Raw genomic sequence first — 12,490 nt, 5'->3', positions numbered from 1 at the left:
CATTAGGCAGGGCATGACAACAGCGAATATCCAGCACGCAGACGTCGTGATCGTCGGCACCGGCCATGGCGGCGCGCAGGCGGCGATCGCGCTGCGCCAGCACGGGCACGAAGGCTCGATCCTGATGATCGGCCGCGACGATGCCCCGCCCTACGAGCGCCCGCCGCTGTCCAAGGAATATCTCGCGGGCGACAAGGGCTTTGAGAGGATCATGATCCGGCCCGAGAAATTCTGGGCCGACAAGGATATCGCGCTGCACCTCGGCGCGGCGGTGACCGCAATCGATCCCGCTGCGCACCGCCTGACCCTCTCGGACGGGGGCGCGGTGACCTATCGCAAGCTGATCTGGTCAGGCGGGGGCGATCCGCGCCGCCTGCCGGTGCCGGGCGCGGTGCTGCCCCAGGTGTTCTACGTGCGCGACAAGTCCGATGCCGATGCGATGATGCAGGCGCTGGCCGACGGGGCGAAGCGCGCGGTGGTGATCGGCGGGGGCTATATCGGCCTCGAAGCCGCCGCCGTGCTGCGCAAATTGGGCTGCGAGGTGGTGCTGGTCGAGAGGCTGCCGCGCCTGCTCGCGCGCGTCGCGGGGGAAGAGCTTTCCACCTTCTATGCCGATGAACACCGCCGTCAGGGCGTCGATGTGCGCCTCTCCACCGGCGTCCACGCGGTGCTGGGGGATGACACAGTCACCGGCGTCCGGCTCGACACGGGCGAGGAGGTGGCCTGCGACATGGTGGTGGTCGGCATCGGCATCGTGCCTGCGGTCGGCCCGCTGATTGCGGCCGGCGCTGCCGGCTCCAACGGGGTGGACGTGGACTTCTGCTGCCGCACCACGCTGGACGACATCTACGCCATCGGCGACTGCGCCGCCCACGCCAACGACTTTGCCGATGGCGCGGTGATCCGGCTGGAATCGGTCCAGAACGCGCATGACATGGCGAACACCGTCGCCAAGGCGATCATGGGCGAGAAGGAAACCTATCACGCCCTGCCGTGGTTCTGGTCGAACCAGTATGATCTGAAGCTGCAAACGGCGGGCCTCAGCCTCGGCTTTGACGAAACCATGCTGCGCGGCGATCCGGAAAGCCGCAAGTTCACCGTGGTCTATCTGAAGGGCGGCAAGCCAATCGCCTTCGACTGCGTGGGGACGATGAAGGACTATGTGCAGGCAAGGAAGCTGCTGGAGAGCGGCGTCGGCAAAGTCGACCCGGCGCTGCTGGCCGATCCCGAAGTGGCGCTCAAGGATCTTATCTGAGCCGGGTTAGCGCCCAATCGGCGGCTTCGGCCACCGCTGGGTCAGCATCGGCGGTCAACGCCTGAACCTGCTCCACCAACGCGCCATTGCCGCTGTTCCCGGCGGCATAGAGGCAGTTGCGCACAAACCGGTCGCGCCCGATGCGCTTGATCGGGGAGCCGGAGAAGAGCGAGCGAAATCCCGCGTCGTCCAGCGCCAGCAGTTCCGCCAGCCGCGGGGCGACCAGCTCTGCGCGGGGGAGGAATTCGCGGATCGCCTGCGCTTCGGATGCGAACTTGTTCCACGGGCACACCGCAAGGCAATCATCGCAGCCATAGATGCGGTTGCCGAGCCCCTCGCGCAGATCCTCGGGAACCGGCCCCTTGTGCTCGATGGTGAGGTAGGAAATGCAGCGCCGCGCATCGAGCTGATAGGGCGCGGGGAAGGCCTTGGTGGGGCAGGCGTCGAGACAGGCGCGGCAGCTTCCGCACTGGTCGCGGTGCGGCTCAGCAGGCGCGAGGTCCAGTGTGGTGTAGATCGCCCCCAGAAATAGCCAGCTGCCATGGGTCGGGCTGACAAGGTTTGTGTGCTTGCCCTGCCAGCCGATTCCCGCCGCCTCGCCCAGCGGCTTTTCCATCACCGGTGCGGTATCGACAAAGACCTTCACCTCCGCCCCCGGCGCCGCCTCCACCAGCCAGCGGGCGAGCGCCTTCAGCCGCTTTTTCACGACATCGTGATAGTCGCGCCCCTGGGCATAGACCGAGATTCGCGCGTGGGTATCCGAGCCCTCCAGCGCCAGCGGATCATGCGCGGGGGCATAGCTCATGCCGAGCGCGATGACGCTACGGGCTTCAGGCCACAGGCCTTGCGGAGAGCGGCGGTGTTCCAGCCGCGCTTCCATCCACTCCATGCTGCCATGGTGGCCCTCGCCCAGCCATTGCTCTAGCCGGTCAGACCGCAGCGGGTCCTCCCGCGCGCCGGTAAAGCCGCAAACCGCAAAGCCGAGAGCCGCCGCCTGCCCGGCAATGCGCGCCGCCATGTCCAGACTTTCCGGGGCGTTAACCATGTTTGGAGAGGCTCCCGTTTAATCCGACCCGCTAACCGCGTAAGCCATGGATATGGCGGTAAGCGAACAGAATCGGTCGGGCAATCTGGGAATGGGCTTCACCAGCCTTCCCGATGATGCGCGGCCTTTGGCAATCGAGGCCCGCGGGCTGGTCAAGAGCTTTGACGGCACGCGCGCCGTGGACGGGGTGGACATTTCCGTCCCCGAAGGCGCGATCTACGGCATTCTCGGCCCCAATGGCGCAGGGAAAACGACGACGCTGCGGATGCTGCTCGGCATCATCGATCCCGATGAAGGCGTGCGCCGCGTGTTCGGCCATGATCGCCCGCACGAAATCGGCCGGTTGATCGGCTATCTGCCTGAAGAGCGCGGGCTCTATCCGCAGATGAAGTGCATCGAGGCGATTGCCTTCATGGGCGCGCTGCGGGGCCTTTCCTTGAAGGAAGGTCGCATCCGCGCCGCCGAACTGCTCGAACGCCACGGGCTTGGCCATGCCGCCAACCGCACCATCCGCCAGCTTTCGAAGGGCATGGCGCAGACCGTCCAGCTGCTTGGCACGCTGGTCCACAAGCCCCGTCTGGTGGTGCTCGACGAGCCGTTCTCGGGCCTTGATGCGATCAATCAGGGCAAGCTCGAAATGATGATCCGTGCGCTGGCAGACGACGGCGTGACGGTGATCTTTTCGACCCACGTCATTCACCATGCCGAACGCCTGTGCGAAGGCGTGGCGATCATCGCCGGGGGCAAGGTGCCCTATGCCGGGAGCGTCGAGGCGGCGCGCGACCGGATCCCGGCGCAGGTGCGGCTGGAGACGCGCGCGCGTGAAGGCGCGTGGCTCGGCTTCCTGCCGCCCGAGACCCGCCGCAATGGCGATTTTCTGCACTTCCCCCTGCCCGAAAGCGGGATCGAACCGCTGCTGAAGGGCCTGATCGAAGGCGAGGCGGGCATCCTCTCGCTCTCGATCGAGCGCGCAGGCCTGCACGATGCCTTCGTCGCCATCGCGGGCGAGGCTGCTGCCCGCCAGCTTGAAGCCGACAACCAGGGAGACCGCGCATGAGCGAGACCATTCGTCCGCGCCTCTCGGCGCTTGAAGCGGCCTGGGTCATCGCCCGGCGCGATTTTGTCGCGGTGCTGTTCAGCCGAGCCTTCCTGTTCTTCCTGCTTGGCCCGCTCTTCCCGGTGCTGATCGGCGGCATGGCAGGCGCGATCGGCGGCGAGGTGCAGCGCGAGGCGGTGAGTGTCGAGATCGGCCTTGCCATGAACCCTGCGGATAATGCCGCAATGCAGGTCGCCGCCGAAAGGCTTGCCCCGCAGCTGGGCGGCGCGCTGCCGGCCCTGCGCGAAGTGCCCGAGGCCACGGATGATCGCGCCTTCGACGCGCGCGCCTTCATGGAATCGCGCCGCGGCAATTACGCCGCGATCATGACCGGCACGCTCGCTGCCCCCGAACTGGTCGGCACCGAAGGCCAGCTGCTGCGCTGGCAGGGCCCGGTCAGCATGATCGCAGGCCATGCGCTGCAGGCCGAGCCGACCGCCTTCCCCAAGGTGACGAGCGACACCGTCGCCACCTCGGCAGCGACCGAACGTTCGAGCCGCATCCAGACCGCACAGGCGGCGCAGATGATCCTGTTCCTGCTCACCATGCTGCTCGCCGGGATGGTGCTGTCCAACCTCGTCGAGGAGAAGGCGAACAAGATCATCGAGATCCTCGCCGCTGCGATCCCGATGGACGCGGTGTTCATGGGCAAGCTCTTCGCCATGCTCGCGGTCAGCTTTGTCGGCATCGCGGTGTGGGGCACGGCGGGCTTCGTGCTGTGGAGCCTCGGCGGCGGGGCGATCAACGCCTCGACCGGGTTCGACTTCGCCAATCTCCCCGCGCCTGCGGTGGGCTGGCCGCTGTTCATCGCGCTGGGCGTGATCTACTTCGCGATGGCCTATCTGCTGCTGGGCGCCCTGTTCCTGACCATCGGCGCGATGGCGAACACGGTGCGCGAGGTGCAGACGCTTTCGATGCCCGTCACCATGATGCAGCTGATGGTGTTCTTCCTTGCCGCCTATACGATCAAGGCTCCGGGTTCGGGGCTGGAGTTGGCCGCGATTGCCTTCCCGCTGTCCTCGCCTTTTGCGATGCTGGCACGTGCGGCGATGGAGCCGGACGTCTGGACCCACGCGCTCGCGCTGGTGTGGCAGGGGCTCGCGGTGCTGGCGCTGGTCAAGGGCGGATCGCTGCTGTTCCGCAAGCGGGTGATGAAGTCGGGCGGCGCGGGCCGGGTCAAGCGTTCGCGCTTCGGCGCGCTCGCTCCGGCGGCGGAACCGGCGGAATAGGCCCGAAGATAGGTTCGCAATCGCAACCCATATTGACATCGCTGTAAGTTAGGGCAGACTGCGACTCGGACCAGAGCGACCAACCCCGAAAGGTCGCCGGACGGGAGAGACATATGGCCACGATTGCACAGCCGCCCGCCTCGCACACTATCCAGCGCCCGCAAGTGCGCCGCGAGCCGACCTCCTATGATGCGCTGAAGGCCCACTTCGCCGCGCACCCGGAAGAACGGCTGCAACATTCCCATCCGTGGGATGTGAGCCGCTCGGAAATCTATGCCGAGGATCGCTGGCAGCCGGTGTTTTCGGAAATGCGCAAGGCCGGACAGCTGCACTGGATTCCGGACAGCCCCTATGGCCCCTATTGGGCGGTGGTCGGCCACAAGGCGATCCAGCATATCGAGGCCCTGCCCGAAACCTTCTCGTCGAGCTGGGAGCATGGCGGGATCACCATCCTCAACCGTCTGACGGAAGAAGAAGCTGCCGCCGCCGGCATTGATGCGCCGCGCGAGCTGCCGATGTTCATCGCGATGGACCGCCCGCAGCACACCGGCCAGCGCCGCACCGTCGCGCCCAAGTTCACCCCCAGCGCGATCACCGACATGGAAGCGGAAATCCGCGCCCGCACCGGCGAGCTGCTCGACAGCCTGCCGCGCGGCGAGGTGTTCGACTGGGTCGATACGGTCTCGATCGAGCTGACCACGGGGATGCTGGCGATCCTTTTCGGCTTTCCCTGGGAAGACCGCCGCCTGCTGACCTTCTGGTCGGACTGGGCAGGCGATACCGAACTCGGCTCGGTGCGCGCGCTGGATGAAGTGCGCTGGGGCATCCTTCAGGAAATGGCGGCCTATTTCCAGACCCTCTGGATGGAGCGCAGCATGGACAAGGAGCCGGGCAGCGATCTCATCTCGATGATGATCCACTCGCCCGCGATGAACCAGATGCGCCCCGAGGAATTCATGGGCAATCTGGTGCTGCTGATCGTGGGCGGGAACGATACCACCCGCAACACCATGAGCGGCATCATCCACGCGCTCGACAAGTTCCCCGATCAGCGCAAGCTCTACGAGGAACAGCCTGAGCTGATCCCCAACGCAGTGCAGGAAATCCTGCGCATGCAGGTGCCGCTCGCCCATATGCGCCGCACCTGCACCGAGGATACCGAAGTCTTCGGCCAGACCATCAAGGCCGGCGACAAGGTGGTGCTGTGGTACATCAGCGCCAACCGCGACGAGGAGGTGTTCGAGGACGCCGACAAGCTCGACATCACCCGCGAGAACGCCCGCCGCCACCTCGCCTTCGGCTACGGCATCCACCGCTGCGTGGGCGCGCGTCTGGCCGAGCTGCAATTGCGCGTGTTGCTGGAAGAACTGCACAAGCGCCGGATGCGGGTGCATGTCGCGGGCGATGTGGAACGGGTGCGGGCGAACTTCGTCCACGGCTTCCGCAAGCTCGAAGTCGAGATCACCACCTTCTGACAACCGTCGCAGGGGCGGGCATGAAACCTCGGCGGGGCTTCGCGCGTATCATAAACGCAAGATGACGGAGAACTCCCCGATGCGCCTGCCCCTGCTCGACCGCCGCACTGTGATCGCCGCCGCCGGCATGGCCACCGCCCTGCCGCTGGTGGCCGCCTGCGGAGCCGCTCCGGCCGAGGCCAAGAGCTTCCCCAAGGGCAAGACCGAGGCCGAATGGCGCCGCATCCTGACGCGCGACCAGTTCCACATCCTGCGAGAGGAAGGCACCGAACGCGCCTTCTCCCACCCGCTCAACAAGGAAAAGCGCAAGGGCACCTTCGTCTGCGCAGGCTGCGCCAACCGGCTCTATGCCTCGGCGCACAAGTATGACAGCGGCACCGGCTGGCCGAGCTTCTGGCAGGCGATCGACAAGGGGGCCGTGGGCACCAGCACCGATTTCAAGATCGGCTATCCTCGCACCGAGGTGCACTGCGCCGATTGCGGCGGGCATCTGGGGCATATCTTCGGAGACGGCCCCAAGCCCACCGGTCAGCGCCACTGCATCAACGGGTTGGCGCTGAAATTCGTGGCGGGCTGAGCGGGCGTTACTCTTCCAGCAACGCAGGCGCCTGAAGCCGCGCCGCCAGCCGCGCGAAATCGCCCAGCGTGAAGGTGTCATCGAACACCACGCCGTAACGCCGCTCGCGCCGCCAGCGCACCTTGGCGCGCACTTCGCGGGTCACGCCCGAGGGATCGGGCAGAGCGAGGCGCACCGCCTGATCGATCGCCAGCAGCCGGTCGCACTCCAGCCGCGCGCCCTGCTGCGAGAGGTTCTCCACCAGCGATTCAAAGCTCTGGCCGAGCGTGCCGACCTGCACCGGGAAGCACAGCCCGAGCCGCAGGCCGCGCTTGGGATAGTCGCCGGATTCGTTGATCAGCTGTTCGACATCGATTGCGGCATCGAAAGTGAAGCCGGCCTCGTTGGCGCGGTTCCAGACGCGGCTGATGGCATAGACCGCGCCGCCGGGCATGTGCAGCTCGTATTGCTGGCAGCTCGGCAGGGCGTGGAACAGGCGCACGCTGATCCCGGTTTCGGAAACATCGCGGATCACGCAGACGAACTCGCCCTGCGCCGAGACCAGCTTGGCAGCGCGGATCAGCAGCGTGAAGCGCGGTGCGGCGCGCTGCTCGGCGCCGGCCTCGTCTGCCGCGTCGGGCAGGCTTGCTAGATTGACTGCCTTGTCCAATTCGCACGCGCCCCGTCTCCGGCGCGCACCACGAGGGCGGGCGACCGGTCACGTCTGTCCCATAAGTGACACAAATCAATAGGGCTAACAGGTTAAGTCCGGCCTAATGGCGCGCCTGCCTGCTTTGACAGGGGTGGGAGGACTGGTACGGGCGGCGGGACTCGAACCCGCACGAGCAAAGCTCAGGGGATTTTAAGTCCCCGGCGTCTACCATTCCGCCACGCCCGCGCAGGGGTCGCCTTGCCACAAATGCGCGTGGCAGCGCCAGTGGAGATCGCGGGCGCGCTTGCCTCGGAGGGTGCAAAGCCCCATCTCCCCCATGGCCGCAGAGCAGCGGCAGCAAGACAGGGGCGCAGCATGGCAGACGGACATTCGGTGGTGGGCACAATCCAGCCCGCGATCACGCTGCTCGGCCTCGGCATCGGGGCCGCGCTGGCGAGCCGCGCGCTGCGGCTCAATCCGATTGTCGGCTATATCGGCTTGGGGCTGGGGCTGGCGAGCCTTGGGCTTGCGAAGGATTTCAGCGGGCCGCTGGTGGCCGCCATGGCCGAGGCAGGGGTGATGTTCCTGCTGTTCAACCTTGGCTTGCACTTCTCCCTGGGGCGGATCCGCGCGGAGGCGGGCAATATCTTCGGCTTTGGTGCCTTGCAGATGCTGGTCGCGGGCGGGGCCTTTGCCGGATTGCTGGCGCTAATGGGCCTGCCCCCCGCCTTTGCGGTGATCGCCGGGTTCGGGCTTGGGCTGTCCTCGACCGCGGTGGTGATCGGCGTCATCCGCGAGCGCGATCAGGAGGATTGCCCCGTGGGCCGCGCCGCGCAGGCGATCCTGATCTTTCAGGATATCGCCGCGATCATGCTACTGGTGGGCGCGGGCGCGCTGGCGGGCGGAGGAGCGCTGCTGCCTGCACTCGGCCTTGCCGGGGCCAAGGCGCTCGCCGCCTTCGCCATCGCGGTGCTCTTCGCGCGCTTCCTGACCGAGCCGCTATTCCGCCTGATCGCGCGGGCGGGCACCACCGAAGTCTACACCGCCACCGCGCTGTTCATCGCGCTCGCCGCCGGATGGGCGACGGGAATGGCGGGGCTTTCGCTCACTCTGGGCGCGTTTCTGGGCGGCATGGCGGTGGCGGATTCCCGCTACCGCATTCTGGTGCAGACCGAGATCGACGCCTTCCGCGGGCTGTTCCTCAGTTTCTTCTTCATCTCGGTCGGCCTGTCGATCGATCCCGCCGCGCTGGCGCAGGACTGGTTGCTGGTGCTGGGTGCGGCAGCGGGCCTGATCGCCTTGAAATGCGCGTTCAACGTCCTCGCCGCGCTGGTCAACCGCTGGTCGGTGCCCGGCTCGATCCAGCTCGGGTTCCTGCTCGGGCAGGGGAGCGAGTTCACGCTGGTGCTGCTGGCGCTGCCCGCCGTGGCGGGGCTGGCCGATCCGCGCCTCGTCTCGACGCTGGTGACCGCGATTGCGATCAGCCTTGCGGTGACCCCGCCGGTCTCCACCATTGGCCGCAAACTCGCAGGCCGCCTGCGCGCCGGTCCGCCCGATGCAAAGCTCGCTGGCGATGATGCGCCGGTGGTGATCATCGGCCTCACCTCTGCGGGCCGCGCGGTGGCCGATGCGCTGACATTCAACGGGGTGGGCTATATCGCCATCGATCCCGATCACACCCGCTTCCAGACCGCGCTGGCGGACGGCTACCACGTCCATCAGGCCAACCCCGCCGATCCGCGCAGCTGGGACGCGATCGGCATGGTTCGGCGCGAGCTGGTGGTGGTGGCGACCGGCAACGGCGCGATCTCGCGCGAGCTCACCCCGCTGGTGCAGGAGCGCCTCCCGGGCATCGCGCGGATCGTCGCAACATCGGGCGACATCGCCGAGGAGGAGTTCGCCGCGCTCGGCATCGTCACGGTCGACACCAGCGCAGCGAGCGGGAACGAGCGGATGATCGAACTGGTGTTCGGCGCATTGGGCCGCGAACGGCGCTTGCCTGTGCCGCGGCTCGCGGGTGATGAGGTGCTGCGCGCGGCGTGACTTGTTTTCCGCATCGCCTCCGGGTTTTTTGTGTTCTGCATCGCCTCCGCGATGCGTCCTCGGCGCTGTTTCCTGCGCTACGCTACGGAGCGCCTGCGGTTCGCGCGATTGCGCTCGCGGCCCTGCGGGCCGAAATCAGCGCCAAATCCTGAGTGTCACAGTGATCCGGCCCGCCATCGGACGGGCCGCAAGGCCGAACGGCCGCCCGCAGCGACGCGTCCGCAGGGCGGTTGAGCGAGGATTTCGCATCGCGGAGGCGATGCGGAACACTAAAACGCACCGAGGACGAAGGCGCGGAGGCGCCTTCGGAAAACCTAGTCGTTCAAACGCTCGCGGATTTCCTTGCCGGCCTTGAAGTACGGCACGCGCTTGGCGGGAACGTCCACCGCATCGCCGGTGCGCGGGTTGCGGCCGCTGCGGGCTTCGCGCTCGCGGGTCGAGAAGGCGCCAAAACCGCGCAGTTCCACGCGGCCGCCTTCGGCCAGACGCTGGGCGATTTCGTCGAAGAAGATATCCACCACCTGCTCGATTTCCTCGGCACGCAGTTCGGGATTATCCTTGTGCAATTCTTGCAGCAATTCGGATCTGATCATGGCGAACTCCGGACGATCATGGACGGTTCGCTCCGCCCCTTCACGCCAAAGCGGGTTAACCCCGCGGTTTCTTGTCATCGCCTCCGACCCGTGAGGCGCCCCCCCTGTAGCTGCAGCACCCCGCGCGATTCAACCTCGCGAGATACGTACATGAACAAATTGTCAGAATTTGGTTGCAGGTGCAACGATGACAATTGTCAGTGTTGAAGTTTTTTCAGGATAAAACCGCAAGATCGGCCGGATCGAGGCCGAGGCGGCGCATCCGCCCGCGAATCTCGGGCCATTCGCTGCGCAGAAAGGCCTCGCGCTCGGCACTGCGCAGGCGTTCGGCCGCGCCGCGAACGACATACATGCCCACGCCGCGTTGCACTTCGACCAGGCCATCGTTCTGGAACTGCTGATAGGCCTTGGCGACAGTGAGCGGGTTAGCCCCCTGCTCTGCCGCCAGCGCCCGCACCGAGGGGAGCATCGCGCCTTCGGCATAGACCCCGTCGATAATCGCCGCCGCGATCTGGTCGCGCAGCTTGAGGTAGACGGGACGGTTCTGGCTCATGGGTGCTTCAGTGCCATAATACAGCCATGCGGTCAATTGATTTGCGGCCCCGCCTCCGCGGGTCAGTCCTCGGGGTGTCTCCGTCGCTTCGCGCCGGATCGCCTGCGGCTCGCGCGCGTGCGCTCGCGGTCGCTGCGCGACCGGATCTCGCACTTACTCCGCAGAATCGTGCTGATCCGGTCCGCCAACGGACGGGCCGCAAGCCCGAACGGGCGCCCGCAGCGGAAGCGAAGCTGAACCGCCGAAGGCGGGACACCCGGCCTTCAGGCCGCGTGAGCGAGGATTTCGCATTGCGGAGGCGATGCGGAAGACAAGAGGCCATTCCCCTCTTCACACGAGTGAAACACACGCTAGGGTGCGCCCCCATGGGACCGCGCCGGAGAGAGGCGCGTATTAGGGATATCATTCTTCATGGCCACTGCTGAGCTGCCGCACGGGGACAGCGCCGGGACTTTCCTCGGCCATCCCAAGGGACTGTTCGTTCTGTTCTTCGCCGAGATGTGGGAGCGCTTTTCCTATTACGGGATGCGCGCCCTGCTGATCTTCTACCTCACCAAGCACTGGCTGTTCTCCGACAGTCAGGCGGGCGTGATCTACGGCGCCTATACAGCTCTGGTCTACATCACCCCGGTGCTGGGCGGTTACCTCGCGGACAAGTATCTGGGCCAGCGCAAGGCCGTCACCTACGGCGCGGTGCTGCTCACCTTCGGGCACTTCCTGATGGGCTTTGAAGGCAATGGCGGACAGGACGCGGCCAGCCTCAACATCTTCTGGCTGGCGCTCGCTTTCATCATCGTCGGTTCGGGCTTCCTCAAGGCGAACATCTCGGTGATCGTCGGCCAGCTCTACCAGCGCACCGATGTGCGGCGCGACGGGGCCTACACGATCTTCTACATGGGGATTAACCTCGGCGCCTTCCTCGGCTCGCTGCTGTGTGGCTATCTGGGCGAGACCTATGGCTGGGCCTATGGCTTCGGCGCGGCGGGCTTCGGGATGCTGGCCGGCCTGATCGTGTTCGTCTCGTTCAAGCCGCTGCTGCTGGGCCGGGGCGAGCCGCCCAAGGCGCTCGCCAAGGGCACCGAATGGGGCCTCTACGCAGTCGGCGTCGCTGCCGTGGGCGCGTGCTGGTGGATGGTGCAGAACCAGTCGGTGGTGGGCGGCCTGCTCGGCCTCTCGGGGGCTGTGCTGGTCGGCTACGTGTTGTTCACCGCCGTGGTGAAGCTGCCGTCCGAAGACCGCGACCGGATCTTCGCCGCGATGTTCCTGATCATCGGCTCGATCCTGTTCTGGGCGCTGTTCGAACAGGCGGGCTCGTCGCTCAACCTCTACACCGATCGCTATGTTGACCGGGCGGGCGTGCCGGCTTCGGTGTTCCAGTCGGTCAACGCGATGTACATCGTGCTGCTCGCTCCGCTGTTCGCGGCGCTGTGGACCTGGCTCGGGCGCAAGGGGCTGGAGCCTTCGGCCCCGGCCAAGTTCGGCCTGGCGCTGATGCAGCTGGGTGCGGGCTTCCTGGTGCTGGTCGCGGGCGCGGCGACGGGTGACATGACCCCGGTCGTGTTCATCTTCCTCATCTACCTGCTCCACACCACCGGCGAGCTGTGCCTCAGCCCCGTCGGCCTTTCGGCGATGAACCGCCTTGCGCCTGCGCACATGGCATCGCTGATCATGGGCACGTGGTTCTTCGCTTCGGCCACCGGCAACTTCGCCGCCGGCCTGATCGCGGCGGCAACCGGTTCGGAAGCCGCCTCGGGCGAAGGCGCGGGCAAGGAGGTCGTGCTCGGCGTCTACAGCCAGATCGGCTGGGTCGCGATTGCGGTCGGCGTCGGCGTGCTGGTGATCAGCCCGCTGATCAAGAAGCTGATGCACCTCGACACGCTGAAGGACGACAGTGCCGCGGGCACCGAGAACGTCGACGAGGCCTACCCCGTCGCTGCCAGCCGGGCCGAGTAAGTTCGCCTGACAAATTAGTCGTCCAACTGCATGGACAGAC

Annotated in this window: 11 protein-coding genes and 1 tRNA gene; 7 read left to right on the top strand and 5 right to left on the bottom strand. The window is 66.5% G+C overall.

Annotated elements, in window-relative coordinates; translation table 11 throughout:
* Window positions 1-13: 13 nt before the first annotated feature.
* The gene (locus tag RSE14_RS10675; RefSeq protein WP_324073509.1) at window positions 14-1,255 is read left to right on the top strand and encodes an NAD(P)/FAD-dependent oxidoreductase; all 1,242 of its coding nucleotides are present in this window, start codon (window positions 14-16) and stop codon (window positions 1,253-1,255) included.
* Here the strand turns inward: RSE14_RS10675 and queG are convergent.
* Window positions 1,248-2,300, bottom strand: coding sequence for a tRNA epoxyqueuosine(34) reductase QueG (gene queG, locus RSE14_RS10670; RefSeq protein ID WP_324073507.1), 1,053 nt, complete (start codon window positions 2,298-2,300; stop codon window positions 1,248-1,250). The two genes, RSE14_RS10675 and queG, sit on opposite strands and share 8 nt — an antisense overlap.
* A gap of 91 nt (window positions 2,301-2,391) precedes the next feature.
* Between queG and RSE14_RS10665 the strand changes: the two genes are divergently transcribed.
* The 4 genes from RSE14_RS10665 (at window position 2,392) to msrB (ending at window position 6,677) form a co-directional block, all read left to right on the top strand.
* Window positions 2,392-3,357 carry an ABC transporter ATP-binding protein gene (locus RSE14_RS10665; RefSeq protein WP_324076902.1) on the top strand — a complete coding sequence of 322 codons (966 nt, stop codon included), beginning with the start codon at window positions 2,392-2,394 and terminating at the stop codon, window positions 3,355-3,357.
* Window positions 3,354-4,625: an ABC transporter permease gene (locus tag RSE14_RS10660; RefSeq protein WP_324073505.1), complete on the top strand. Its 1,272-nt coding sequence runs from the start codon at window positions 3,354-3,356 to the stop codon at window positions 4,623-4,625. Before RSE14_RS10665 ends, RSE14_RS10660 begins: the two co-directional genes overlap by 4 nt.
* 113 nt (window positions 4,626-4,738) lie before the next feature.
* Window positions 4,739-6,100, top strand: a complete 1,362-nt coding sequence (locus tag RSE14_RS10655) for a cytochrome P450 (RefSeq protein ID WP_324073504.1) — start codon at window positions 4,739-4,741, stop codon at window positions 6,098-6,100.
* A gap of 127 nt (window positions 6,101-6,227) precedes the next feature.
* Entirely contained in the window at window positions 6,228-6,677 is a 450-nt protein-coding gene (msrB, locus tag RSE14_RS10650) for a peptide-methionine (R)-S-oxide reductase MsrB (RefSeq protein WP_416379381.1), read from the top strand.
* 7 nt (window positions 6,678-6,684) lie between these two features.
* Here the strand turns inward: msrB and RSE14_RS10645 are convergent, their stop codons facing one another.
* Both RSE14_RS10645 and RSE14_RS10640 read right to left on the bottom strand, forming a co-directional pair.
* Complete coding sequence (locus RSE14_RS10645) at window positions 6,685-7,326, bottom strand: PilZ domain-containing protein (RefSeq protein WP_324073501.1); 642 nt, start codon at window positions 7,324-7,326, stop codon at window positions 6,685-6,687.
* 143 nt (window positions 7,327-7,469) lie between these two features.
* Window positions 7,470-7,554: transfer RNA gene (locus tag RSE14_RS10640), tRNA-Leu, on the bottom strand.
* Window positions 7,555-7,683: 129 nt separating this feature from the next.
* Between RSE14_RS10640 and RSE14_RS10635 the strand changes: the two genes are divergently transcribed.
* On the top strand, window positions 7,684-9,351 hold the full coding sequence (locus tag RSE14_RS10635; RefSeq protein ID WP_324073499.1) for a cation:proton antiporter domain-containing protein: 1,668 nt from the start codon (window positions 7,684-7,686) through the stop codon (window positions 9,349-9,351).
* A gap of 314 nt (window positions 9,352-9,665) precedes the next feature.
* On the opposite strand, the gene RSE14_RS10630 is transcribed toward RSE14_RS10635, so the two are convergent.
* Both RSE14_RS10630 and RSE14_RS10625 read right to left on the bottom strand, forming a co-directional pair.
* Complete coding sequence (locus RSE14_RS10630; protein ID WP_324073497.1) at window positions 9,666-9,944, bottom strand: integration host factor subunit beta; 279 nt, start codon at window positions 9,942-9,944, stop codon at window positions 9,666-9,668.
* 214 nt (window positions 9,945-10,158) lie between these two features.
* Complete coding sequence (locus RSE14_RS10625) at window positions 10,159-10,497, bottom strand: GntR family transcriptional regulator (protein WP_324073495.1); 339 nt, start codon at window positions 10,495-10,497, stop codon at window positions 10,159-10,161.
* Window positions 10,498-10,908: 411 nt separating this feature from the next.
* Here RSE14_RS10625 and RSE14_RS10620 point away from each other — a divergent pair, with 411 nt between their 5' ends.
* Window positions 10,909-12,450 (top strand): peptide MFS transporter, encoded by a 1,542-nt coding sequence (locus RSE14_RS10620; RefSeq protein WP_324073491.1) that lies wholly within the window; start codon window positions 10,909-10,911, stop codon window positions 12,448-12,450.
* Window positions 12,451-12,490: the final 40 nt, after the last annotated feature.

The sequence above is a fragment of the Erythrobacter sp. genome (assembly GCF_035194505.1).
Classification (GTDB): Bacteria; Pseudomonadota; Alphaproteobacteria; order Sphingomonadales; family Sphingomonadaceae; genus Erythrobacter.
Note: the sequence above shows the minus strand (reverse complement) of the source record. Positions and strands in the feature narration are given on the sequence as shown.

Excerpts from the sequence above, each read along its gene's own strand:
- RSE14_RS10675 (WP_324073509.1), top strand. The coding sequence starts at position 14 with ATGACAACAGCGAATATCCAGCACGCAGACGTCGTGATCGTCGGCACC.
- queG (WP_324073507.1), bottom strand. The coding sequence starts at position 2,300 with ATGGTTAACGCCCCGGAAAGTCTGGACATGGCGGCGCGCATTGCCGGG.
- RSE14_RS10665 (WP_324076902.1), top strand. The coding sequence starts at position 2,392 with ATGGGCTTCACCAGCCTTCCCGATGATGCGCGGCCTTTGGCAATCGAG.
- RSE14_RS10660 (WP_324073505.1), top strand. The coding sequence starts at position 3,354 with ATGAGCGAGACCATTCGTCCGCGCCTCTCGGCGCTTGAAGCGGCCTGG.
- RSE14_RS10655 (WP_324073504.1), top strand. The coding sequence starts at position 4,739 with ATGGCCACGATTGCACAGCCGCCCGCCTCGCACACTATCCAGCGCCCG.
- msrB (WP_416379381.1), top strand. The coding sequence starts at position 6,228 with ATGGCCACCGCCCTGCCGCTGGTGGCCGCCTGCGGAGCCGCTCCGGCC.
- RSE14_RS10635 (WP_324073499.1), top strand. The coding sequence starts at position 7,684 with ATGGCAGACGGACATTCGGTGGTGGGCACAATCCAGCCCGCGATCACG.
- RSE14_RS10630 (WP_324073497.1), bottom strand. The coding sequence starts at position 9,944 with ATGATCAGATCCGAATTGCTGCAAGAATTGCACAAGGATAATCCCGAA.
- RSE14_RS10625 (WP_324073495.1), bottom strand. The coding sequence starts at position 10,497 with ATGAGCCAGAACCGTCCCGTCTACCTCAAGCTGCGCGACCAGATCGCG.
- RSE14_RS10620 (WP_324073491.1), top strand. The coding sequence starts at position 10,909 with ATGGCCACTGCTGAGCTGCCGCACGGGGACAGCGCCGGGACTTTCCTC.